Annotated in this window: 21 protein-coding genes; 3 read left to right on the top strand and 18 right to left on the bottom strand. The window is 38.2% G+C overall.

From position 1 onward, the window contains the following. Positions 1–228 precede the first annotated feature (228 nt). The 15 genes from BK582_RS06870 to BK582_RS06810 form a co-directional block, all read right to left on the bottom strand. Complete coding sequence (locus tag BK582_RS06870) at positions 229–810, bottom strand: hypothetical protein (RefSeq protein WP_078593658.1); 582 nt, start codon at positions 808–810, stop codon at positions 229–231. Positions 811–916: 106 nt separating this feature from the next. Further along, positions 917–1,042, bottom strand: a complete 126-nt coding sequence (locus BK582_RS28055) for a hypothetical protein (protein WP_276328200.1) — start codon at positions 1,040–1,042, stop codon at positions 917–919. A gap of 7 nt (positions 1,043–1,049) precedes the next feature. Continuing rightward, positions 1,050–1,193 carry a hypothetical protein gene (locus BK582_RS26845; RefSeq protein WP_169910880.1) on the bottom strand — a complete coding sequence of 48 codons (144 nt, stop codon included), beginning with the start codon at positions 1,191–1,193 and terminating at the stop codon, positions 1,050–1,052. 207 nt (positions 1,194–1,400) lie between these two features. After that, positions 1,401–2,924, bottom strand: coding sequence for an oligosaccharide flippase family protein (locus BK582_RS06865; RefSeq protein ID WP_078593656.1), 1,524 nt, complete (start codon positions 2,922–2,924; stop codon positions 1,401–1,403). Positions 2,925–3,025: 101 nt separating this feature from the next. Continuing rightward, positions 3,026–4,513, bottom strand: a complete 1,488-nt coding sequence (locus tag BK582_RS06860) for an O-antigen polysaccharide polymerase Wzy family protein (protein WP_078593654.1) — start codon at positions 4,511–4,513, stop codon at positions 3,026–3,028. A 373-nt stretch (positions 4,514–4,886) separates the two neighbouring features. Continuing rightward, positions 4,887–5,882, bottom strand: coding sequence for a stealth family protein (locus BK582_RS06855; protein WP_078593652.1), 996 nt, complete (start codon positions 5,880–5,882; stop codon positions 4,887–4,889). A 136-nt stretch (positions 5,883–6,018) separates the two neighbouring features. Then, positions 6,019–6,996 (bottom strand): sugar-transfer associated ATP-grasp domain-containing protein, encoded by a 978-nt coding sequence (locus BK582_RS06850; protein ID WP_078593650.1) that lies wholly within the window; start codon positions 6,994–6,996, stop codon positions 6,019–6,021. 110 nt (positions 6,997–7,106) lie between these two features. Then, on the bottom strand, positions 7,107–7,739 hold the full coding sequence (locus tag BK582_RS06845; protein WP_078593648.1) for a sugar transferase: 633 nt from the start codon (positions 7,737–7,739) through the stop codon (positions 7,107–7,109). A gap of 29 nt (positions 7,740–7,768) precedes the next feature. After that, positions 7,769–8,956: an ATP-grasp domain-containing protein gene (locus tag BK582_RS06840; RefSeq protein WP_078593646.1), complete on the bottom strand. Its 1,188-nt coding sequence runs from the start codon at positions 8,954–8,956 to the stop codon at positions 7,769–7,771. Positions 8,957–8,998: 42 nt separating this feature from the next. After that, positions 8,999–9,946, bottom strand: coding sequence for a GNAT family N-acetyltransferase (locus tag BK582_RS06835; RefSeq protein ID WP_169910876.1), 948 nt, complete (start codon positions 9,944–9,946; stop codon positions 8,999–9,001). A gap of 113 nt (positions 9,947–10,059) precedes the next feature. Continuing rightward, positions 10,060–11,271, bottom strand: a complete 1,212-nt coding sequence (locus BK582_RS06830; RefSeq protein ID WP_078593642.1) for a DegT/DnrJ/EryC1/StrS family aminotransferase — start codon at positions 11,269–11,271, stop codon at positions 10,060–10,062. Between the two features lie 159 nt (positions 11,272–11,430). After that, complete coding sequence (locus BK582_RS06825; protein WP_078593640.1) at positions 11,431–13,254, bottom strand: nucleoside-diphosphate sugar epimerase/dehydratase; 1,824 nt, start codon at positions 13,252–13,254, stop codon at positions 11,431–11,433. Positions 13,255–13,906: 652 nt separating this feature from the next. Then, entirely contained in the window at positions 13,907–14,674 is a 768-nt protein-coding gene (locus BK582_RS06820) for a tyrosine-protein phosphatase (protein WP_078593638.1), read from the bottom strand. A gap of 95 nt (positions 14,675–14,769) precedes the next feature. After that, on the bottom strand, positions 14,770–15,483 hold the full coding sequence (locus tag BK582_RS06815; protein WP_338066846.1) for a CpsD/CapB family tyrosine-protein kinase: 714 nt from the start codon (positions 15,481–15,483) through the stop codon (positions 14,770–14,772). Beyond that, positions 15,464–16,210 carry a YveK family protein gene (locus tag BK582_RS06810; RefSeq protein WP_078593636.1) on the bottom strand — a complete coding sequence of 249 codons (747 nt, stop codon included), beginning with the start codon at positions 16,208–16,210 and terminating at the stop codon, positions 15,464–15,466. Before BK582_RS06810 ends, BK582_RS06815 begins: the two co-directional genes overlap by 20 nt. 185 nt (positions 16,211–16,395) lie before the next feature. Here BK582_RS06810 and tagU point away from each other — a divergent pair, with 185 nt between their 5' ends. From tagU to BK582_RS06795, 3 genes are all read left to right on the top strand, one after another. After that, positions 16,396–17,325 (top strand): polyisoprenyl-teichoic acid--peptidoglycan teichoic acid transferase TagU, encoded by a 930-nt coding sequence (gene tagU, locus BK582_RS06805; protein WP_078593634.1) that lies wholly within the window; start codon positions 16,396–16,398, stop codon positions 17,323–17,325. Positions 17,326–17,740: 415 nt separating this feature from the next. Further along, positions 17,741–19,804 (top strand): InlB B-repeat-containing protein, encoded by a 2,064-nt coding sequence (locus BK582_RS06800; RefSeq protein ID WP_218190707.1) that lies wholly within the window; start codon positions 17,741–17,743, stop codon positions 19,802–19,804. A gap of 381 nt (positions 19,805–20,185) precedes the next feature. Beyond that, positions 20,186–21,163 carry an LCP family glycopolymer transferase gene (locus BK582_RS06795; RefSeq protein ID WP_078593628.1) on the top strand — a complete coding sequence of 326 codons (978 nt, stop codon included), beginning with the start codon at positions 20,186–20,188 and terminating at the stop codon, positions 21,161–21,163. A gap of 96 nt (positions 21,164–21,259) precedes the next feature. Here the strand turns inward: BK582_RS06795 and BK582_RS06790 are convergent, their stop codons facing one another. The 3 genes from BK582_RS06790 to BK582_RS06780 all read right to left on the bottom strand — a co-directional run bounded on the left by BK582_RS06790 (position 21,260) and on the right by BK582_RS06780 (position 24,896). After that, a complete protein-coding gene (locus BK582_RS06790; protein WP_078593625.1) occupies positions 21,260–22,375 on the bottom strand; it encodes a TIR domain-containing protein in 1,116 nt (371 codons plus the stop codon). Positions 22,376–22,719: 344 nt separating this feature from the next. Next, positions 22,720–23,517, bottom strand: a complete 798-nt coding sequence (locus BK582_RS06785) for an SDR family oxidoreductase (RefSeq protein WP_078593623.1) — start codon at positions 23,515–23,517, stop codon at positions 22,720–22,722. Between the two features lie 257 nt (positions 23,518–23,774). After that, positions 23,775–24,896 (bottom strand): nuclease-related domain-containing protein, encoded by a 1,122-nt coding sequence (locus BK582_RS06780; protein WP_244895486.1) that lies wholly within the window; start codon positions 24,894–24,896, stop codon positions 23,775–23,777. Positions 24,897–25,728 lie beyond the last annotated feature (832 nt).

Below are 25,728 nucleotides of genomic sequence, written 5' to 3'. Positions count from 1 at the left end.
AGGGCTGCATTTTCCTTCGCAGGAATGCAGCCCTTTTTTATGGATAATGAAGACCGGGCCTTTAGCTTATATGACAGATACCTCAGCAAGGTTTGCTTCTAATTGCTGAACCAGCCATATTGATCAATCTTGTGGCTTTTATCAAAGGGCTTTGATTAAAAGTGGACCCTGCCTGCCTTGGAACGTCTTTGTGAAACAAGATGTTCGGGGTGTCACAGGCACCGCCACTCACCCTCTATAAATGGTTATGTGTTTGTCTGTTGGTACTTCTCTGTAGTTTAGGTAGGCTTTGCTGGATTTGGGTGGTATGGCTGGGTAGTTGAGTTTTTTGCGTATTTGGTCGATTCGTTTTTCGTGGTGGTCGTATCGTTCGTTGTGGAGCTGAGCGAATTGGACTTTTTGCTGAAGCTGTTTTAGTTCCTGTTGCAGATGGTCGATTTCCTTTACTTCTTTTAAGGTTTTCAGGCATTTTATAACGGTGTCTTCGGATACTTCAGAAATAAGTTTCCTGCCAGCTTCTTTATTTACTTTGAATAGCTTTTTCACCATGACTACAGATTGGGTTTTCAAGCCTTCCGGCTTACCGATGAAAACTCCGTCTATGTTTTTAGGATCGTTATTTTCCTTTTGCTCCTGGAGGACTCTCTTTTTTCTGTATTTTCGTTTCATATAGCCAGCCTGTTGAGGTTGATCCTCCTTTTTCGCAGTACGCAGCTGGGCAAAGATTAAGCTTTCCCCGTTAACTTTTAAACAGAGCGCTGGTACGGTCCTTTGATTGTTTATCTTCACTAAATAAATACTGCCGCGCATGTAAATCTCCTTTGCTAGATTAAGTGTCTCGAGTATTAAAGGGCATATAAAACTTTTAATTATAGTAAAGGAATGCTATCCATTTTCCTCACTTTGTTTGATTAATTTAGCTTTTCTTTGATTTATACAATAGGATATCCTCGATCTGCTCCAGCTTTTCTAAATCGGCATCCTGGAGTATGTATCTTGCTGTTTTCTTGATTGTCTTTGGGCAGTCGTTCAAGTTCTTCATTATTTCCTCACCTGTTATTCTTTGTTGTTTTAAGCCCACTCTCCAGCCGCTCTTTTATTAATTGAAGAATAGTACTTGCATCAACATTAGGGTCTTGCTCACTCCGCTCCTTAATCTCAGTCATAATCTTTTCCAAGTCCTCTACACGCACATCTTTCCCCCCTTAAATTAAATAAGAGCAGGCACTTTTTAATAAATGCCCACTCCGATAGTATATATACTCTAAAAAGATAAACCTTCAACAGCAATTAATACAGTTCCACCATTGTTTATTATTCCACACTTAGAAATACTACATAAAATTGTCACTCCCTAATACTATCCTAGAAGAAGAAGAAGAGAAATTAAGGAGCTACTATTAGGCAATTCGATTTATGATCTTCCTGATTGGCCTTATGAATAAGTCCTTCTCGTACTTATTCATACCACATACCCACAGGATAGAACCGTATACTAAAACAAAGATAGAGAGTTTAATTATCAATGTGAGTATGTGAGATTCCAAGGAAATTTGATTTATAATAAAATAACCAATTAAAAAAGGAAATACTATATAAATGCTTAATTTAAATATTTCCTTCCAAAATCTGAAAATGTTTAAACCCACTTTTTTGTAATAGTATATATTCATTATTAATCCATTTCCGATTAAAAACGATATACCAGTAGCCGCAGCAGTTCCTATACCTCCGTAGTATTTTGCAAGAGGAATTGAAACTGCTACATTTAATAACGCCATTCCTAGAAATATAGAAGCTCTAAAGCCATACATGTTTTTTGCTTGGAGGATAGCTAAACCAATATTTTGAATTAAATCAATTGTAAATGGGAGCATGATAATTAAAGTAATATAGTATGCCTGCGTAAAATCATCACCAACCCATAAAGAAATAAATTCTTTGCCAAACAATATAAACCCAATTAAAACAGCTCCCAATAAGATGTATTGTAACCGCCCTATTTTTATAAAAATATCTGTTAATTCTTTGTTGGAGGCATTTTGAGCAACTCTCTTAGTAATGCTTGGAAGAAAAACTCCTGACATTGCAGTAGATAACGTCATATAGTACATAACAATTTGGGAACCGATGGAGTACACAGCAACTGAAGCTGTTCCAACAATAATGCCTAATATAATTTGATCAGATCTCCAAAAAATTTGATCCATAACCGCTGTAATAAAAATAAAAAATGAAAAACGTTGTAGATCTTTTAATAGAGAGATGTCCCAATAGTGAAATTTTATTCTAACATTAAGTTTCTTAAATGAGTAATATACCATCGCGACTATACCTAATATATTTATTGCAGCCTGGACTATTACTAAATTAAAGGCACTAGCTTGAATAGAGAATACCGCTAAAACGATTATGGGACGCATGATAACTTGTACAATTAATAAACCTTTTAAAAAAACAAACTTCTCATTTGCTGTTACAATTGCTTTAAAAATTGTGGTTAGTATAGTTATTGTAGCTGTTACAAGTATAACAATATACATTTGTTGTGCTATTATTATCTCATTAGACGTTAAGGAGTTTTTAAACAATTCCTCCAAGAAAAAATAAAAGATACTACCTACTATTATTAAAATAATCGTTAATCCCGAAAAAATAATAGTAGATAAAGCTAATAGATTTTCTTTCCTTATGTCATCCTTCAATGCAATATATTTTGAGTAGTACCTTGTTACTGTCTTGCCGAGCCCAAAATCAAATAAACCTAAATATATTAAGAATGAACCTAATAATTGATATAAACCGTATTCTTCTTGACCTAAAAAGTAAATTAATAGTGGAATATAAATAAAACCTACTGCTGCATTAGTTACAGTAAATATATATGAAAGCAATGCACCAGCTTTTCTTTGATTAATTTTCAAGTTAAATTACCTCATTTTTGTTTATAATATAACCACTTATTGTTTTGAATCTATAGTCGTATTTACAAGAGGAATACACTTCGAAATATACTCTATCTCATTTATAATGTTTTTTGGTTTTGACTAGTATCTATCATTAACCTATGATCTTTGTTAGTACTCTCAGATAGCATTTTCGCAATTATAAAGATACCAAGAAATATAGCAATATAGGTGATATTAAATGTATTAGATAAAAAATCTAAAGTTGCAGCTCTAGGTGCATAAATTAAGCGATACAACATTAAAAGTGAAATAGCAGTTACCCAAGTATTTCTTCCAAAAAAACGATCAATTAAAAGAAATACAACACCATATAAAATATTAATTAATACTAAACCTAGATAACCAGACGATTGGTATACCTCAGCTATATAAGATGACCCCATTCCGTAGCCTAACTGATAACGTCCTGGCATAACAATGTAAGAGATTGTATCACCAAATCTATTACCATATAAAGCTCCCTCAATAGTTTGATTACGGTATGTTTCAGTACCGAAAGCATCCTTTATTACTGGGTTTTCTATAAACAAGTTTATAACAGGACCAAGGACATACATATTATTTGGAATAACGTCTTCATATTGTTTAGCATAATGAATTACTGAAACACTTACGCCTTGTTCCACGAAAAAGCTATTAATACTATTTAACCCTGAGCTTGATTCTTCTGAGTTATCCCATCTCTCATTACCAACATTATACAAAAACAATAGTAAAATAGGGACTAAGGCTATCAAAGCTAATTTTTCTTTTTTTCCAAACCAACGTTCCCCGCGCTTATTAGCCCACCTGTCTCTGGCTAAGAAGTAGAAGAAAACAACCATAATTGACCTTGCAAAGTCTGCCCTAGCTCCTACCAGTACTGATAAAGCACCCGCGAAAATATACATTGAAATTGGTAGCATAGCTTTTCTTTTTGAAGGCATTGTGCCAAGGTACACAAAAAATGAAGGTGCAAAACATTGAGCAGCTTTCTGTATAGGATAAGGAAGACTTGAAGAACTCCTTAAGTAGATATCAGCATACGAGTTATTAGATACATAATGAATTTTATCGTAGATCTCCAATAAATATGGTATAAAAGTTATTCCCATAATTATTAAACTTGCAAAACGGATATAACTAATTATATTGCTTTTACGTTCACCCTCAGGATTAGCAATTTTTTTTGTAAGTGTCCTTCTTTCAAAAAAATTATAGCTAATATATAAAAATAATTGACTAATATAAAGTGCTAAATAAGAATGTAATAAAATGCTATTATCAAAATTATATAACGGGGTTCCAGTATCTATAAAATTTATAAACGTTCCACCCAATAAAAAATTAAAAAAAGCAAGTTGAAACACCAGCAAAGCAGTTCGGCCATGACTTTTTTGGAAAGCAAAGATAATATTATTTAACCAAATTAACATTACTGAATAAAACGCCCACATCGGTGAATCAGCTACTATACTGATAGCCATCACAACCATAGATATGAGAATGATTATATGTCTGTATAGACTTATTAAAGATAGTTTTATATCCAAAAGACCACCCATTTTTTATACATGTATTCTTTTATTGGAGATAGAGTATGTTCATATAATTCCTTTAGCGTCAATATACACGCTAAATCGTATTAGTACGATTTTAAAGCTCATAGTTCCCTATCCCTTCAAAAAATCATGTGAAATTTTACTAACTAACTGTATCTAATTAACGGTGCTAATGGAGTAAATTGGCATATAGACCACTTCTAAACTGTTATCTTATTTACTAGAACAAATCAAAGTAGAGTCATTAGAGTTTGTGTTTTAAAAATTGACGTAATCTAAAGCCTCTATTACTTGCTTCTTGTATGAAAAATTTTACAAAAGCTATTATCGTTAGTCAAAACCCTAGATGCCAAGTCTACCCTTCATTCGAAAAAAGTTACATTTCAAAAGAAGACTTTTCCGGGAGAATATTGTGGAATGCCTTCTTTAATAAATCTTTTTCCAAATTAAAGTTTGAAATGGGATCACTGTCATTATCGTTCACACATGTTAACTTATACTTTTGGTTTTTTATTGCATTAAATACTTTTTCATTTTTATTGGTAAGACTATAACAGTATCCAATATTTGTATCTCTCGGAGTGAACGTTCCATTTACTAGTTGCCAATACCTCATTAACCAATGATTAATGTTCTGTTTATTTCTAAACTTAAACTCACATGTATCATCAAGTAATTCATGCTCTTGTTCCCAAAGATGGTTAAAGGTTTCCTTTAAATAAGAAACTGGCAAGTGTGGATTTTTAAATCCTACAAATTTTTTCCAAGGTAGCAGCAAAAATGTATTAATGTTATCCTTTTTATATAAAGGGTTGAACCACTTACCTAAATTATTTTTCAATACCTCATTTTTTGTAAAGTTAGAATTAATTATTTCCATATTATTTATGATAATTGATGAGATAGAACCTCTAAAATTCCCAATTACCGGGCTTAATACTCCAGAATCACAAGGTAAACCCTTTTTAAAAAAATCAGTTTCCTTCATATGACCGGTTATAAACGTATCATCATTAAAATATACAAACCTATCTGACAGTCCCTGAATTCGATGTAAATTCAGCTCAATTGTATGTGAATTAAAAGTCGGTAAGTACCTTTGAGGTATAAATTCTGTGTGTTTTACAATTTTCAATTTTGGATTATTTTCATTAAGCCATGAAGGTGTATGTCCCCAAGTTACAAAGTAAACTTTATTTACCCACGGGGTAAATTTTTCAATGCCTCGAAAAAGGTATTGTAAATTATCCCAGTCCCGAAAACGTACACTCCGGTTATCACCACTAAAATTAGAAAATTGGGCTCTCTCTTTTTGCCATTCAGGGTCATTTCCATCAACCCAGGTGATTACAAAGTCAATTTTGTTATTCATCTTGTCCCTCTTCCTTTATACTTGCTCATTAAAATTATTTAAGTATTAATTAATTTTTCGGTAAATACATAAGAGATTATTCACCCTTTTTCTGATAGTTAACTAGGGGGCAGGTGAGAAGTTCCATAAATGATAGTTAAACAAACTTTTTGTATAGATGCCACTTCCCTTTCCCGTCTGGTAATTGAGAGACATCCGGGTCTGCCTTAGGGTTCCCTTCTATAATGATAATCTTACCATCTTTTCCTATTGCAACATCCCACCCAACATACCCTACTGTTGGCTTAATTAAAGCGGCTTCTTTTACAGTTTCCTTAACCTTATTCCAATATGGTATAGCGTAACCAACAATTTGTTTCCCACTAATAGGATGTTTAACATAAGTGTTTAAATATTTATCAATTCCAGTAGTTTTAACTATACCAGTTTCTATATCAATTAATGAGGCAATACCACCATGATGAAAATTGTCCGCACACTTGTCAACACCATTTCCGACTCTTAAATTAGCTGTTGTTACTTCTACTCTTCCTTGCCCTTGATTCATTGTAACTACACGAAGTGTATTTACTGAAGAAGGATTAAATTCTGCTATATCATCTAACTGACTAACCACTTCTTCTATTAGAGCCTCTTCTTCCACTAATTTTTTATATAAATCTCGTAAATTGACCTCGTTATTTATAGACTCTTTTCTAACACCTAACCCATAATACCCGTTAGATGGTTTAACAATAAATTCTCTAAAGCTTTCTGTAAAATTGACAAATTCATCAAAAGTATTATTTTTAATATTCATCCATCTTCTATTTACAAATTCTTTGAATTCTTGATTAAATAAGGGTTTCTCATCAAATATTTTCATGTCTTCAAAGCTATTGTATTTATTAACTATTAACATACGCTTTCTATATACAAAAAAGCTTTTCTTCTCATAGTGTCTTTTTCCGAAAAATTTATATTGAAAATATTCATCTAAATTCATCCCGTATCTTAAAATCGAATATAAAATATCAAAATAAATTGTAATCTTCAAAAGGAAATTATTTTTTGTATCAATGTATCTTTCTATATGTTGGTTTACTTTCTTAATTTTATTGAAAATGTATTTCATCTATTTATATCCCCCACCATTAACAAATAATTATATCACTCTTAATTTTTCATGTGTAAATATGAGTAGTTACATATATATGTGCATACAGGTACTTTTTCTTCTAAATTCTAAACATTGATATCTTTCTTAACTTCTGACGTTTCATTTCCTGACGTATTTGTATATAACCCTTCCTTTCTTAAAACAGTTGAAATAGTTTTCATAAAAATTTTCATATCTAACCACAGGGACACGTTATTTGCATACCAAGCATCTTTAATTCTTTTTTCCCTATTAGATAAGCCGTTTCTAAAGTACGCCTGTGTGTAGCCAGTAATCCCCGGTCTGACCTTCATTTTATCAAGTTCGTCACTTTTAAAGGTGTCAAGCGCAGTTGCTAAACTAGCACGCGGGCCTACTATACTCATCTCACCTTTAAGCACATTTAAGAGCTGGGGGGTCTCATCTATACTAGTTTCTCTCATAAATCTCCCTATTTTTGTTACTCTTGGGTCATCGGTAGCGTTATAAGTACTACCATCTGGATTTAATAATTTCGGGGCATTTACTTTCATCGACCTAAACTTATACATCGAATATATTTTTCTATCTTTGCCTATGCGCTCCGCTTTATAAAATATAGGCCCGCTATCTTCAAGCTTAATAATGAACCCGAAAACAATAACAAACAATATAAATATTGGTAGTCCAACAATACCCACTGTAATGTCAAGGATGCGTTTAAAGACCGTTTTATACATAACTTCACTCCTTACAAGTTAGAATTCATTTATTCTCTAATGATCCCTAAATCAATTGATCTTTTCGCCTTCTCAGCTCGGCTTGCTGCATCTTTAATATCATCTAGCATAGAAACAACGTATCCACAACCATCTATGTTATTATGGTATTCTCTGATTTCTCTCCCAACTTTAAGATCGTGATATATGTCAACTTTGTATTCTTCTTTTATTTTTTCAAAATCTGGTAAACTTTTTATTTTACCTGGTTTTAACGCCAATAACCGAGTAACAATACACCCGCCGTTGTTGTGAGCTTTCAAATCAACTTCGTCTCCTACAGCAGCTCGAATAAGAATTCTCATATAATCAATCCCTGTACTTTTAGGAATAATATGGGATCCTATTAAATTCCCACCCATTCTCGCTCCCACATCCACAATACACACACGGTTATCTTCAGTAACTAATACATCCATATTTACTGCACCAAAGTTGATATTCAGTGATCTAATAGCATTTCTTACAACTTCTTTAATCTTCATTTCGCTATCTAATCGACTAGGCATATAATGTCCTAATTCAGCGTAATCTGGTGGACTTGTCATTTTTTTCCCTAAAACTCCAAGTATGTGGACTTCTCCCTTGTACACAAAGGATTCAACCCCAAACTCTTCTCCTTCAATGAAATCTTCTATTAATGCCTTCCCCACCAAAGATGTTCTTATCGCTTCATTACAAGCATCTTTCATCTCTACAAATGAATCTACCCTCTTAGCGGCCTTACTACCTGAGCCATCACTAGGTTTGACCATGACTGGGAATTTTATATTATCTTTTAAATTATCAACAAAGTCTTTATTATAAACCTCGTAATATTGCGATACATCGTCTACCTTATTTTCAAACAACATATTGCGAATTTTATATTTATCTTTTATAACTTTTGCTACTTCATAATTAAGACCTGGCAACCTCATTTTTCTTGCAATATAAGCTGTCGAAAGTACTCCATAATCTGTAGCAGCGGTTATTACCCCATCAATACCCTTAGAGATAGCATATTCTAAACAAGCTTTTTGATCAACAATGTCAACAATTCCATATTCATCAGCGTATTGAAAGCCTAGCGAATATTGATTTTTATCTATTGCAATAGTGTAATACCCCAACTCTTTTGCCTTTTTAATAACAAAAGATTGAAGGAAACCAGCACCAATGATTAGTATTTTTTTCAAACTGAACCCCCTACCTTTATAAACATTTTCTTTTTTTTATATTTAGTACACGTTGTCATCACCCATATTAATAAACCAATTTCTATAATCATAAAATTCATTAAGGTTCTCAGTTATTCCTAATATTTTCCCACTAAAATATGTTATTGGATAATTGTTTCTAAAACCTAACCACTGCATTAACAAATGCTCGTCTGTTCCTATTTGTGACCAAACTGTTACATAGCTTTTTTTAATATCTAGCGCATATTTTATTGCACTATTTATTAATGGTTCGATGTCTGAACTTTCATTGAAACAATAATCAACAATATTAAGTTTATCATGATATTCTTTGCAGACTATAAAAGACCTTACGTGGCCTAATTCGTTTTTTATAATAAAGTTTTTATAATTATTTATTGGATTTTTATAATATCGCCATCTCAGATATTCACGTGTTTTATATAAATATAATGAACGGCTTTCATGACTATATTCAGAGTAATTTAAAGTAAATTGATCGTCTTCTAATATGTGAGCAGTATTTGTTTTTTTTAATCTTACGTCTGTTAAATTTAATTCTAAAGTCGGTATCTCATAAATTGTTTGTCTACCTAACTTAGTTACGAATGTAGGGTTAGAGAGATAATTAGGAAAGCCCAGGACAGATTTGTATCCTTTCTCTTCCATATATTTATAAAGTTTAGATGTTATATCAGTGAATATTCCTTTCCCTCTGTAGTCTGGATCAATCATTAAGTTTAAAGAGATTGCGGTTTTCTCTATTATTCCGTTATTAAAAAACTCGCAAGGGGATGCAGCAGTATTAGCAATTACTCGGCCATTATCAACTGCCACACAAACAAGAAGTTCATTTAATGGATTCTCGAGATAACGCCATCTAACAATATCTTTGCTAATGGGACTTGTAAAACATTTTCTATATAAATGACAAAATTGATCAGTCAGAGCCGCCAATTCAGAAACTGTTAATATTTTGTATTCCATTAAATATCCCCCTTCAATTCTCATATCATATGAACTCACTATAAGTTCTGGAATATAGCACCTTTCATATCAATGAGAATATTTATCCCTGCCAACTTCAGCTGATTAACCGCTCATACTACTGATATAAAACTCCTAATAACATACTCCACATCCTCGTCACTCAACAAAGTGTGCAGTGGAAGTGTAATTTCATTAGCATATTGCTTATAAGCATTAGGAAACTCTCTTATATCAAAACCTAATTTTTTATAAGCCGTAAACATTGGGAGTGGCTTATAATGCACATTACTCGAAACGCCCTTTTCGGCTAATTTACTTATTATCCCATTTCTTTCGTCTTCATTTATTCCTGGTATTCTTGCTAAATAAAGATGTCCGGATGATAAATAATTATCATCATAATGCTTTAAAGTTTTAATGCCTATTGGAGATAATGCTTTATCATACATCTCGATAATCTCTCTACGTCTATTTATTAATTGTTCGTATCTTTTTAATTGTATTAAACCTATACCCGCCATAACATCTGTCATATTACATTTATAGGCGGGATATAGAATATCATACTCCCATGAACCTTTTTGCGTTTTAGATAGAGCATCTTTTGACTGACCATGCAAACTATAGAGCATATACTGCTTATAAAGCCACTCCTCATCTAATCCTGGTATACTTGACCAAACAACAGCTCCACCCTCAGCAGTGGTCAAATTCTTTACTGCATGGAATGAAAAACAAGTAAAATCTGCTACTTGTCCACAATTTAAGCCATTTCTTTTAGCTCCAAAGGCATGGGCTGCATCTGTCATTACTATTACTCTATTGAATAACTTTTGAAGATCATTATTTGCTTTAAATATATCTTTTTTACTTTCTACTATTCTAAATATCGCCTCATAATCACACATTTTCCCCGCAATATCTATAGGTATTATAGCTTTTGTCTTATCAGTAATTACATCAGCTAATTTTGAATAGTCCATTTCAAATGAATCTGGGGCAGTATCTACCAGCACTATTTTAGCCCCCACATGATTTATGACTGATGCGGTGGCTGTGTAGGTATAGGCGGAAGTTATAACTTCATCTCCCGGTCCAATACCTAAAATACGAAGTGTTAACTCCATAGCAGAAGTTGCAGAATTTAAGCAAACAGCTTTTTTTGTACCAATGTATTCAGCAATTCTTTTCTCAAATTCTTTTGTTCTGGGTCCAGTTGTTACCCAGCCTGACTTTAATGTCTTTATCACTTCTTCGATTTCCACATCGGAAATATCTGGTGGAGAAAAGAGAATATTCCTTCTTGCTGTTGAATTAATCATATATTTTTACCTCACTTTAGAGTTACTGTTATTAAGTAAGTTTTAGTTTAGTTACTAAGCCATTAAGTTAACTACCTAAACACTTGAACTAGTTCCTAATCGGTACAAATTGAAGATCGTTTATTTATTTATCAAAATAACTTATTTAAGAGCTATTACCTATTTCGCTAACTCCAAATACTTTAACTCACGAAGTTTAAAATGTGCAATATTTAACAGACACTCCCGTAGCTCAGTGTTAGGGCTTTTTTCAAATTCCTTTATCAAATCATATATTACTGATATATTCACGGTAGGAGTTTTCCCTCTGTAAATCATAGGATAAATTTGCTCACTATGAACTTCATTCTCACCGAGAAGTTCTTCAAACAGTTTCTCTCCCGGTCTCATTCCAGAGTATTTGATACCAATCTCTTCTTCACTGAATCCAGATAACCTAATAAGGTTTTTAGCCAGATCTACTATCTTTACTGGTTCCCCCATATCCAAGACAAATACTTCTCCGCCTTTCGCAATAGCACCCGCCTGGATGACAAGTCGTGATGCTTCAGGAATTGTCATAAAGTAACGTACCATTTCGGGATGTGTTACTGTAACTGGGCCACCGGCTGCAATCTGCTTTTTGAACAAAGGAATTACACTTCCACGGCTTCCTAGTACATTACCAAACCGTACTGCAACAAATTTCGTGCTGCTAACCATGTCCATATGCTGGATGACCATTTCTGCGATCCGTTTCGTTGCTCCCATTACGCTCGTTGGATTTACTGCTTTATCTGTGGAGATCATTACAAATGTTTTTACCCCTGCCGCATCTGCCGCTTCGGCAGTATTTTTTGTGCCGATCACATTATTTTTAACCGCTTCGTGAGGATTTCTTTCCATTAACGGTACATGCTTATGGGCAGCTGCATGGTAAACTACGTCCGGCCTGTATTTTTGCAACACTTCATTCATACGCTCAGCATCCTGGACATCTGCAATTTCTGGCTCGATTTCAATCTCACTAAACGTATTTCTTAATTCCATTTCAATCGTATAAATGCTGTTCTCTCCATGGCCGAGGAGAATAAGTTTTCCTGGGTTAAAGCCACAAACCTGGCGGCAAACTTCCGAACCAATCGATCCGCCAGCACCAGTAACCAATACTGTTTTTCCAGTGAGCTTGTTCGAAATCGCTCCAGTGTCAAGCTCTACAGGATCTCTGCCGAGCAGATCTTCCACCTGCACATCACGCATCTGGCTTACTGAAATCTTCCCTGCCATGATGTCTTCTACAGAAGGCATGATCTGAGTTTTCACTTTTGTGTTAAGGCATTGCTGGAAAATATGATTGATTTCTGATTTTTTCATGGAAGGAATCGCAATAATAATATGTTCGATGTCGTGTTCTTCCACGGCTTTTTCAATATCCTTTGTTTTTCCCACAACAGGGCAGCCCATAATTTCAAGATTTTGTTTCGAGAAGTCATCATCAATAAACGCTACTGGATGAAGCTCAGAATTCTCACTGTTTAAAAGCTGTCTGGCAACCATCGTCCCTCCAGAACCAGCTCCAATAATCAGTGCCCGTGTATTATCTTTATTGACAGCGAACTTAGTATCACGGATAAGCCTCCACGAAAAACGCGAAGCACCAATAAGGAGAATATGCAGCATCCATGTGATTAATAACGTACGAGTATAAATCCCCTGAAAAGCGATCAGCTGAATGAGACCAGTTGCCGCAACAGATAAGCTCACCCCTTTAAATATAGCAATTAATTCCTGAATGCTCGCATAAGCCCAAACTCGTTTATACAATTTAAAAAAGTGGGCAAAGAGGTGATGAAATGCAAATAACGATGCAGAACTCACCACTATTGCTAGTGGCACCATAACTGAAGAGGTTGTTAAAAGTAGCCAATAGCTTAAGAAAACAGAAAATAGGACGATAATAGAGTCGACGAGAATTAATAAAGACAAACGTAAGCGATAACTCAAAATCGCTCCTCCTTCCAAGGAAATATTAGTATTTTTCTTTCAGAAAGAAAAAGCGCTCAGCGATCCGCCGCATAAAAACTATGCGAAATATCGCTGAACGCCTTCCTAAAAAACTAATGAATAAGTCATGATGCTTTTTTATTAAGGTTTAGATACCTAGGGGGCGAGGGTATATATTAAAAGTCTTGAAAAATATCATATATAAAAAAGGTTATGTTGGTTGTTTTATTGCATAATTGCAATAAATATAGCGATATCTCACAAAAGTTTGTTAAAAAACGATAAATTAATTAACCGCAAGAACCTAAACTATTGTGGTTTTCATACTTCATGTTATAATAATTTTAAAAGAAAACAATTAAAGTAATAGGACTAAACCTACACTTCCGTTGTTTTAAAAACAGGCATTTAACCTGACCTCACACCGCACCATTGGCAACTGCTGCGCCTAAGGAAATTCTACGAAATTCCCACAGCACGGCCGAGTACCTCCATTTTTAACGGTGAGGAGGCATTACCGATATACCTTATCTTTAATGGCATAATAATACTTTGTTTGTTTTTTTAATAAAAAAGGGATAACAGCCAGAAACAAAAACCATAGCGTATCCCTTAATATTAAGAACTTTTTTGAAAACATTGTCATAAAAAGTTAAAAGAGGCCGAATATCTTTTTGCGTCTTTTAACCGGCATCGGTTGTTCCAGCATCACATGTTTATTTTCAAGGACCAGTTGTGCATTTTCCTTAAAAAAATAAACCAAGTCTTCCCCAAACTCTTGTTGTACATAGTCATAAGCTGCGGTCATGTGAAAGCTACGGTTTGTCGTATTATGAGCATCAGATGCTATAAAATGTGCTAAGTTAGCTTCGATTAGTTCGTCTGAAAAGCCTTTAATCTTTTTGCCGAATTTCCCTGCCACACTACCTGCAGTAAGCTGAGTAAGCGTGCCGTTTTTAACAAATTCATACAACTTTTCCGGCTTGCTGATTAACTCCTGGTTTCTTTCCGGATGGACAATGACAGGCATTAGTCCTTCCAGTTGAAGCTTGTAAAGAAGATCTTTCGTATATCTCGGTACATAGCCTGATGGCAGCTCAATAAATATGTACTTACTGCCTGCTAATGTATGAATAATATCTTGTTCATAATCCTCGATAACTTCTCCGTATATTCTAACTTCCTGTCCCGGATAAACCTTTAAATCTATCTTTCTGTCGCTCAAAAATTTATTAACTTCTTCTGTCTTTTGATTAATAACTTGTTTCTCATTCTCATAGCTCCCATTGTTATGATGAGGAGTAGCTATGATAGAAGTAATTCCTTCCTCCACAGCTTTTTCAGCCATCAGAAGTGTGTCTTCAAAAGACTGGGAGCCGTCATCCAGATTCGGTAGTATATGGCAGTGTAAGTCAATCATAGTTCAGGCCCCTTTCCTTTGTTACATAACTAGGCATAATTATAGCACAATCTGCAACTTTCGCTATAGCCCTTGTTGTTTTTTCTGAATTTTCATTATTTTTCACTATAGTAATAGTAGTAACTTGTATCCTTTATCTTCACATCATTTAATACAGCGCCTAATATATTCGCTTCTGCTTTTTTCAAAGCATCCACAGCATCTTTCGCCGCTTCTTCTTCCGTTTTACCGCTTCTTACTACAAGTACCACACCGTCGGCATATTTGGAAAGGATCAACGGATCAGCAACAGCTTTTACTGGAGGAGCATCAAAAATAATATAATCATACGCTTCTTTTAGTTCACCTATTAGATGTTGCATGGCACGTGAACCAATTAACTCGCTTGGATTTGGCGGTATTGGCCCTGACGTTAGTACATCTACATTCGGAATAGAAGTTTCATAAACGGCATCATCAAACTTCTGCTGCCGCGTAATTACATTTGTCAGCCCTGAAGTATTCGGAAGCTGGAATGTAAAATGAACAGTAGGCTTTCTCATGTCTGTATCGATTACCAGCACGCTCTTGCCTTGCTGCCCCAGCACAGTTGCAAGGTTAGCAGTCGTCGTTGACTTCCCTTCACCAGGTGTGCTCGAAGTTACCATTAATGTTTTTACTTTGTTATCAACGGAAGCAAATTCTATGTTCGTTCGGATCGTTCTGTATTGTTCAGACACCGGTGATTTCGGGTCATAATAAGCGATAAGACTTCTCTGTTTATCAGAAATTTGTGTGTTGTCTTTCTTTTTACGCGCCAAACTTCTCACTTCCATTCTTGTTTCTTCTGTTATGGGAAACATTTTTCACTTCCGTGTTTGATGTATCCATTGTAGCTATCATTCCTAATACAGGAATGCCCAGCTTCTTTTCAATATCATCTTCTGTTTTTACCGTGTTATCAAGAAACTCTAACAGGAATGCCAAGCCAACAGCAGCCATTAAGCCCACTACAAAAGCGATTGCCATATTAAGTGTTGGGTTCGGGCTTACTGGTGAAGGGTTTTCTCCTAACTCAGCAGCGGATAGGATAGACACGTTGTCTACATTCATAATATCTACAATATCTCTCTGGAATACCATAGCTATCGTGTTCGCAATGTTTACAGCCATTGCCGGGTCTGTGTCTTCTACACTAATTGATACTACCTGAGAATCTCCCTGGCTCCCTACATTTATCTGGTCCCTCAGGTCACCAACGGACCGGGTAAGCTGAAGTTCGTCTACTACTGGTTCTAAAATACGCGGGGAAGTTATAATTACGTTGTACGTATTGATTAGTTCTAGATTTGTGCGGACATCTCCTTGAGTGTAAGTTTGACCTTCTTCCACTGATTGGTTAACTAAAAGCTGCGTTGAGGACTGGTATGTTGGGGTTAGTAAGAAATAGGATACAATAGCACTAATTGCTACAGCAGCTAGTGTAATAGATATAATTAAAGCAACTCTCTTTTTAAGCGTGTCAAATATCTCTTTTAAACTTATAGTTTCTTCCATTTTTTCCTCCTGTCGACACCATGTCGTTCCGTATTCAATACTCATATGCTATCCGATTTTACTAAACTTGTAAATAAGCTTGAGGAAAATTGGAATATTTTCTGCAAAAAAGAGGATTGTCAGTATCGTTATTTACGACTATACTAAAAATTGTAATTATTAATTTTATTAGGAGAAATGAAAACATGAAAAAAGCGTTGATAATCATTGGAGCCTTGCTCCTCACAGTTGTGTTGGCGATTGGCGGCTATGGTTACTATTTATATAGCAGTGTACAGAGCACGGTGGATCAAATGCACCAGCCTATTGAACGGGAAAAGTCAGAACGCCGGGATCTTGAAGTAAATATGGAAGATAGAGAACCATTATCTTTTCTTTTGTTGGGTGTTGACGCCCGTGCTGCTGACAGCGGCCGCTCTGACACCTTGATGGTTGTTACCGTTAACCCGGAGGACCGATCGATGAAAATGGTAAGTATCCCTCGTGATACTTATACAGAAATGGTAGGACGTGGACATCAGGATAAGATAAACCATGCATATGCCTTTGGCGGCCCGGAAATGGCAATGGCTTCAGTTGAGAATTTCTTAGATATACCTATTGATTATTTTGTAACTGTAAACATGGAAGGCTTTAAAGATATTGTTGATGCATTAGGTGGGGTGACTGTTGATAATGCTTTTGCATTTAATCAAAGCGGCCACACATTCGAAGAAGGACAGCTTTTCTTAGACGGTGATCAGGCACTAGCTTATTCCAGAATGAGAAAGCAAGATTCACGTGGCGACTTAGGACGTAACGACCGTCAGCGTCAGATCGTGGATGCTATGATTCAGGAAGGCGCCCAGCTTTCAAGTGTCACTAAAGCTGGTTCTATTTTAGACGCATTAGGAAATAACCTTACGACTAATATGACTTTCGATGACATGATGAAAATTCAGGAAAACTACCGGGATGCCCGCCACAACTCAGAGACACTTGAAATTACAGGCTCCGGCGGCCGTATCGACGGCATCTGGTACTATTTCGTCGAAGAAGATGAAAGACTCCGCGTATCAAACACGTTACGTGATCATCTCGGAATTGATAACAACGAAGTAGTCTCTGCAGATTAAACAAACGTTTGTTTAAATGCCCCCTGCCCATATGGAGCAGGGGTTTTGTTTTCTATGCTGAATCCCACGTCCTGAAGGGCCGACCGCACATCTTCAGGGGGATTCGCTCAACTTTCATACTTAATCGTACGTCTACAGGGGGCATTCGCACGATTTTCATACTTGATCGCACATTTCCATGAGGCATTCGCTCAACTTCAGCAGGCGTTCGCACACCTTATAATTAGTATGAATAACTCCATTTAACTAACTTCCTTGCTTCAAAACAACTCTACTAAAGTTTTCCAACAATTTATAGAATTATATGGTATTATGTCGATATACATAACTGGAAATGAACCGAACAATAAAACACCTATACCATTTTTTTATACTATTTACATGGACGGACGGTCATTTAGCGGGAAAGGAGCAAATGATGAACAGAAAGAAGCTGTATCTTTATTTGAGCAGTGCTGTTGTTGTTTTGTTTATGAGTTTCTTCACCTGGAACATTGTTCAGTCTGACAGTCTGGATGAACAATTGGAAGCTGCACAGGATTTTTATAATAACGGGGAGTTTGAGGAAGCAATTAATGCTTTCCGCGGGATCCTGGACGCAGATCCGCAACACCTCAGGGCACGGCTTGGTTTAACTGACTCCTATATGGCTGTGAATCGCTGGGAGGACGCCGAGAAAACACTGCTCAGAGGGGTTGAGCTCAGTCCACATGCCGTTGACTATTATTCAAACCTTGCTCAAATGTATATAGACAAAAAAGAAATAAAAAAGGCAGTCCATATCCTTGACTCATACAACCCTGCTGACGGAGGGGCTGCAAAACTGGAGCGTTTTTACCAGGCACTGGAGAACAACCTTCAAGTTTTTGCCGAGCGCACGGTCGTTCAGCAAGGATATGACCGAACACTGCAGCTCGTCTGGATGGAAGGTGATAATATCATTATCTCTATTGAGGCGGAATGGGAAGTAGAGGATGAGCTCGGTAACATTGAACTGGCTGAAAATCCGAAAGAAGCTGTTTTTACTGCATCGGATGATCTGGGTTCAGTAATGGTTGAAGGCTCTGTAGGATCTATTACCGCTCAATTAGAGATTTCCATCCTCGAACAGGTACTGGAAGAAGTAGTCCTGGGGCCGGAAATTGACGAAGCACTTGCTGTCGGGGAAGTTGTTGAACTCTCCGTCGCAGCTTTTGATGCTACAGGCGAAGAAATGGATGAGGAATTGGAATGGAAGCTGAAAAAAGGTCTAGGGACCTTAAGCGAAGATACTGGTGACACAAATACTTTTACAGCTGAAAAAGAAGGATTGGAAACGTTGATCATCAGCTTTGAAGACTTCAAATCAGCATTTAATATATCTATCGGTGACGAACGAAGAAGTCTGGAATATGAAATTACCGGAGAAGGAAGCTTATCCATCTCCCCTGACGAAGACTCATTCCTGCTCGGAGACACAGTAACAATCGAAGCTGTACCTGAGCCTGGCTGGGCGTTTGTAGAATGGACAGGCGATGCATCTGGTACGGATAACCTTCTGGAGTTAGTGATGGACGACCATAAATCCATTGGAGCAGTGTTTGAAGAGACTTCTTCCTTTGAACTAAGCCTCGGCATAGTTGGTGAAGGAACAATATTTTCAAATCCTGCTGAAACAAGCTTCGAGTATATGGATCCTGTCACACTGACAGCTCAGCCAGCTGACGGCTGGGAGTTTGTCCGCTGGGAAGGGGATATATCTGGAGCAACAGCAACTGTAAACTTCGATATGGACAGAAGTAAATCAGTTACTGCAGTTTTTGCACAGGAAGGCACGGCAAACGAGGAAAATTCCCAGAATATAGATCCGGAAGATAGCCAGGATAACAACTCCTCCTCCACTGGATCAGACGACTCTTCGTCAGACGGCTCTTCCGGGTCATCATCTGACTCTAACCGTTCGGGAGGTTCCAGCAGTTCAGGAAGTTCTGGGTCAGGTAGTTCTGGCGGAACAAATAGTTCAGGTAGTTCCGGTAATTCGGGAAGCTCTGGAAGTAGCGGAGGTTCCAGTGGATCTGGAAGTTCTGGTGGGTCTTCAGGCGGTTCTGGTAGTTCCGGAGGTTCTGGTGGATCATCTGGTAGTTCTGGAGGATCGGGCGGATCAAGTGGTTCCGGCAGCTCAGGCTCCGGAAGCAATAACTCAGGAAGCAGCGGTTCGGGAAGTTCTGGTGGATCTTCAGGTAGCTCCGGAGGTTCAAGTGGCGGATCTGGTGGTTCCGGGTCCAATAACTCTGGCAGCACCGGAGGATCGGGCAATTCCGGCGGCTCCAGTGGCGGAAACGACTCCGGCAGCTCAGGTGGTTCCGGAAGTTCAGGCGGTTCCAATAACTCCGGCGGTACTGGAGACTCAGGATCTGACAACTCAGGTTCGGGGAACTCAGGCGGTAATTCCGGCGGCTCTAATAACTCCCAGCCAGAACCGGAATACGAAGACGATTAATAAGGAGCTGCAAAGGCAAAGTTTATTTTCATCACCTCACTGCCTCTGCACATAACTATAAAAAGTGCTAATACATTTGTATTAGTACTTTTTCTTTTTAACCGCCAATTTTTCAAAAACTTTTCAGAAACATTTCTATTATGTAAAATTCCACGGTAATGCAATGGAGATATGGGGTAAAAAGTAGTAAAGTGAAACTTCAATCAGTGAGGGTACTATTTATCCCCCACTGATTTTTAGGCCAACTTATCGGGATTCTAGCGTCCGTTCTCTACACCGACACATCTTATCTAATCTCATGTTTGTGAGGCAGGAGTTTTAATAGCCGCTTGCAAACCCTTCTTTTTTCAGGCAAAGTCAACCACAATAGGAGCTATAAATATGAAAAAAATACTTTTGATTATTGGAATCGTTCTGACACTGTTTATCGGTGCTGCCGGAGGTTACGCCGTTTATCTATATAATAACGCTGTAAGTACTGTGGACGAAGGCATGCACGCCCCAACCGAACGGGAACATTCCGAGAAACGGGAACAAGAAGTGAATATTGAAACGAGGGAGCCCCTGTCCTTTTTGCTGCTCGGTCTCGATGAAGATGATTTCAGCGGCAGATCTGACACGATCCTTGTAGTTACCGTCAATCCCAATGACAACTCCATGAAAATGACAAGCGTCCCCAGGGATACAAGACTGGAAATCCCCGGCCGTGGCTCTGAGGATAAGGTCAACCACGCCCATGCATATGGCGGACCACAGCTGGTCATGGAAACCGTGGAGGACTTCCTCGATGTGCCAATCGACTATTACGTAGCCGTAAACATGAGCGGTTTCCGGGATATTGTTAATTCTGTCGGCGGAGTAACAGTGGAGAACACCTTCGCTTTTAAAAAAAGGGGCCACGAATACCCCGAAGGAGAAATCAGCATGAACGGAGAAGAAGCCCTCCATTATGTACGCATGCGAAAGGAAGACCCGGACGGTGACCTTGGACGAAACGCCCGGCAAAGAAAAGTTCTCGATGCGATTATTGACGAGGCGGCCAGCTTCTCATCTGTAACAAGGGTCGAGCATATCCTCCAGGCTCTTGGCGATAACATCAGAACAGACATGACCTTCGATGAGATGTGGGAAATATATGAGAAATACGGCGATGCCAGGCATAACACAGAGTCAGTAGAGATCGATGGCAGCGGTACTTTAATTGATGAAGTATGGTACTACCTCGTGGAAGACGAGGAACGGCGACGTGTATCCGAAGACCTCCGCACCCACCTGGAACTGGATGAAGACCACGACGTTACAGTGAGAGATGATAGTGAAGATGACGAAGTAGAAGAAGCAGCTGATTATGAAGAATAAGTGTGTGACTCCCTCAGACATTTAGGATAGAAACTCCCCAATAAATATGGAGGGTTTCTTTTTCCATGAAAAAGGCACCATTTGCGGTGCCTTTTTTCAGATTAGATAGTCCGGTGTTTTATATTCGGCTTTTCGTTTGTAAACAATGGACTCTGAATGGCTGGTTAAGTTGGCAAAGACAGCTGTGTGGTCGTCTTTTTCCTGGTTGAAAACCTTTTTGGCTGGAGGACCGAAAAGAAACTGGATGATCCTGAGCAATTCCTGGTTCGTTAAAAACATTTCGTCTAACTGCTCCTTATTAAGTTCGTAAGGCCCGCTTATATGAACCGTTGCCACTATATTTTTAAACGGGTAGCATATCATATAGGTTTTCACGAGCAGGTCGTTGATTAACAAAACACGCTCCTCGCTGTTTAAAAAGCAGTCTGCCACCAGCTTCTCCCCCTGTTTCCCGCCGTTTATATCATAGGGAATAAATGTCTCTCTGTTCTCCCTCCCAGCGGCATATGCGAGGCCTTTGTCGGCGGCTTTGAAGACTGTCCCTCCGCTCACTTTGAATCTCGCTGGCGGAGCAAAGGCACTCCTCAGGCTTTCATACAGCACTTCATATTTATTGGCTTCTTTCTCCATTAACGCTTTTGAGAATGGGACTAAAAACTGAAGTGCATGTGCCTTGTCTGTGTTTTTCTTCTCGAGCTGCTCTATTACTTTTTGAGGGTCTTCAAACGGCCCCAATTCCTGAATTCTTCTAATGATCCTACTGCAGGGAAAACTTACCGCTGCATCGTAATTATTATCCTCCCTCACCTCATAGGTCAGCGGAGCGATACCGTCTAAATCTGTTGCGAGACGCAGCCCAGCCGCCGGTTCACCGTTGGTTTGTTCCGGCAGCTTATCAGGTATCAGGTAAAATACCCTCCACCTCTCCAGTTTGCCCCAGAACAGACCGAGCTCAAATAAGGTGTTATCCCTCGCTGTGTAAAAAATCTGGCCGCGGATTTTCACCACATCGTCAGGTGAGAAGACAAACACAGCATAATCAGCATTATTAAGTGCTCTTTCCAATTCTTCCATATTATAAGCATGCGCTTCCCGAAAGGCGGTATGCCATGGAGTAACTTCAGCTTCATATCGTAACCGGCCGTGGATGGCATCCACATACGGAATCGCCTCTCGCGAGGATCCAATAAAAACTCTAGGTTTCTTATTCATTCGATCATGATCCCCTCCCGTTTATTTAGGTTATATCATATAAGCCGCAGATTTATTGTCGATGTATGGAGAAGGTATGGAGGTTATTTAGTTGGGGGAGGTGTATCTAGGGGGATTGCACAACTTCAGGAGGTAGTTCGCACAACATTAATGGTGAATCGCACTAATTCAAGGGGGATTCGCTCAACTCAGAGTGTCTTTCGCACAACTTAGATTAATTCTTAATTACCTAAATGCTTTGCTTAATTGATTAGCAAAGCTCCGAAGCCCCTGCCCTCAATGATGCTGGCTTTTTATTAATTATCCTTCCACATTAGAAAAGCCCTCACTGGAGGGCTTTTTATTTACAGCAGTGATTCTGCTCCATCGATGAATATCTCGGTCCCTGTGATATGATGAGATGCTTCTGATGATAAAAACAGAACGAGGTTGGCGACTTCCTCTGGCTGGCCCGGCCGGTGGTCCAAAGGCTGGTTTCCTTCCGGATATTCCACAGGTATTTCTATTTTTTCCACCGCTTCCGATCTTTCTGTTCCTTCCTCGCCAATTTTAGTTTTCACCGCTCCGGGGCAGATGGTGTTCACCCGGATGGCATGATTGGCCAGCTCCAGAGCAGCCATTTTTGCAAAGGCGTTAATTCCTCCCTTCGATGAACTATAGGCAGAAAACCCGAAGTTATTATAAATCCGGCTGCCGTTCACCGAGCTTGTTATGATGATGCTCCCGCCGCCTTTTTTCATATAAGGAATTGCATATTTCACCGTATAGAAAGTCCCGTTAAGGTTGGTGCTGATAGTGCTGTGCCAGTCCTCCGGCTCCATGTCCTCAATGGGTGCAAGCACCCCATTCATACCTGCATTGGCAAAAACAATGTCAATTTTCCCGCCAAACTTATCGGCTATTTCTTTAATTGCCCGTTCTGTATCCCCGGGGTCAGAAATATCCGCTTCGGCAAGCACGGCTTCGCTCCCTTTTTCTTCAATCTGCTGCACCACTTCTTCTCCTCTTTCATGCTTAATATCAATAAGGCCGAGACGAACACCTTGCTCAGCCAGTTTAAGAGCAGTCCCCCTCCCGATTCCGGAACTTCCTCCCGTAATAATTGCCGTCTTTCCTTTTAAATTTAAGTAGTTATCTTCCATATGCGGGTCTCCCCCTTTGTTGGTTGTGTGGTTATCTATACCCAGAAGGGAGGCGGGTTATAACAGGGTGGTTCATTTCGGGAAGGGGTTTAAACCTTTTGTTCAATTAGATTTTAATCGCGCGGAACTCTGCACTTATCACGCCGATTCCGCTGCTTATCGCGCGAAACTTTATACTTATCACGCGAAACTCTACTGTTATCGCGCCTAACCTTTTGTAATTTTCACCCCTTGCGCAGTATTTTCAGACTGAGCCTTCAATTTTCTATAGGGAGCTCGTAGGAATAGTTTCTTGTAGTACCATTACTAGGTAGGTTCATTTCAGCAAGCAGTTTTTGTGTAATTGAGGAGGATTTAATATTCAGGTAATGTCTAGCCGATGTGTTTGTTATTCGGGGACCGAACATGAGGGCGTAATCCTTCAGTGCCGTTAAATGAGCATCATTGCTTGTTTTTAAGCAGACAGTATTTATACACTTCCATTTTCCCCGTACTCTAATCATCGGGCGTTGGCTGCAGTCAGGACAAGCAATCCCGGTTGTGATTTCACTGGCTCGTATATTATATCTCTGCAGAATGTCTTCCTTTTTAGGAGTATGATCTGCCAGAAGCCGACTGCTAATGTTGCTAAGCTCATGTGTAGTTACAGGTCCGTTTTTTTCATGCTTTTTTTGTAGTTGACTAACCGACTGTGCCGTAGCTGGGCCCTTTATTATACTTTTCCCGGAAGGGTGCCCGTTGGAAATAGACAGGTTTGAGTTTGGATTAGTAAAAACCACGAGGGAATCGATAGAAATAGTGCGGAGGTTATTTTTTATTAGCCATTCGTATAGTTGAAGCCTGTGCCTGGCTGTCTGAAGAGTTGGATCAGCATAACCTTCTTCTTCGTTTGTTGCAGGTACAATGCGAGACATCTCGTTTGTATGGTGGTTAATTGTGATACGACCGGAAAGATTTTTTGCTTCAAGGAGAAGGATAAGAGTCGGGGAAAGCAAGAGGCAGTCGATTTGAAAAAAATTACCCTGATGCGGGAGGCGGAGATCATTATAAATAGTGAATTTGTGATTTCTCAGAAAGGTCAGTTCATAATTAAGCTGCTTCTCCCCTCTGAAACCGGAAAGTAGTTTCCGATAATTCTTTTCAATGAGATTTCTTCGAAAATGGTGAGGATCAAGGTTCCTAAGTAAAGCTTCATGCTGCTGAAGTGTTAATGAAGGTTTCAGTACTTTTTTAATCAATAAGTCTTCCTCCTTTGTATGGTGATGTGCTATTACGCCTTTATATTCGGCAAAGACAGACATAATTCCTTTATATAAGTTATTATTTGTAAGTTTGTTGTAGTCACTTGGCACTTGTTTAATTATCGCGCCAAACTTCATGCTTATCACGCGAAACCAGCTGTTTATCACGCTTAACTTCATACTTATCGCGCGAAGCAAGAGAAATTTATTAAAAGATTATTTAACTAACTGCTTTGCTGTATGCTGGGGTTTAGCTTCGAAGCGTTGAAAAAGCCCTCCAGTGAGGGCTTTTTCAACATCATGCTTACAATGAAGCAAAGCACTTTATTCATATTATCACGCGGAACTCGATACTTATTACGCCAATTTCACTGATTATCGCGCGAAACTAGCTGCTTATCACGCCTAACTCCATACTTATCGCGCGAAGCAAGAGAATTTTATTAAAAGATTAGTTAACTAACTGCTTTGCTGTATGCTGGGGTTTAGCTTCGATGCGTTGAAAAAGCCCTCCAGTGAGGGCTTTTTCAACACAAGCTTACAATTAAACAAAGCTCTTAATTCATATTATCGCGCGGAACTCAATCCTTATCACGCCGATTTGCATGCTTATCGCGCCAAACCAACTGCTTATCACGCCTAACTCCATACTTATCGCGCGAAGCAAGAGAAATTTATTAAAAGATAATTTAACTAACTGCTTTGCTGTATGCTGGGGTTAAGCTTCGAAGCGTTGAAAAAGCCCTCCAGTGAGGGCTTTTTAAACATCATGCTTACAATGAAGCAAAGCACTTTATTCATATTATCACGCGGAACTCGGTACTTATCACGCCGATTTGCATGCTTATCGCGCCAAACCAACTGCTTATCACGCCTAACTCCATACTTATCGCGCGAAGCAAGAGAAATTTATTAAAAGATTATTTAACTAACTGCTTTGCTGTATGCTGGGGTTAAGCTTCGATGCGTT

This window comes from Evansella clarkii, from assembly GCF_002019695.1.
In the GTDB taxonomy this organism is placed as follows: domain Bacteria; phylum Bacillota; class Bacilli; order Bacillales; family Salisediminibacteriaceae; genus Evansella; species Evansella clarkii.
This window is presented reverse-complemented; position numbering and strand designations above follow the sequence as displayed.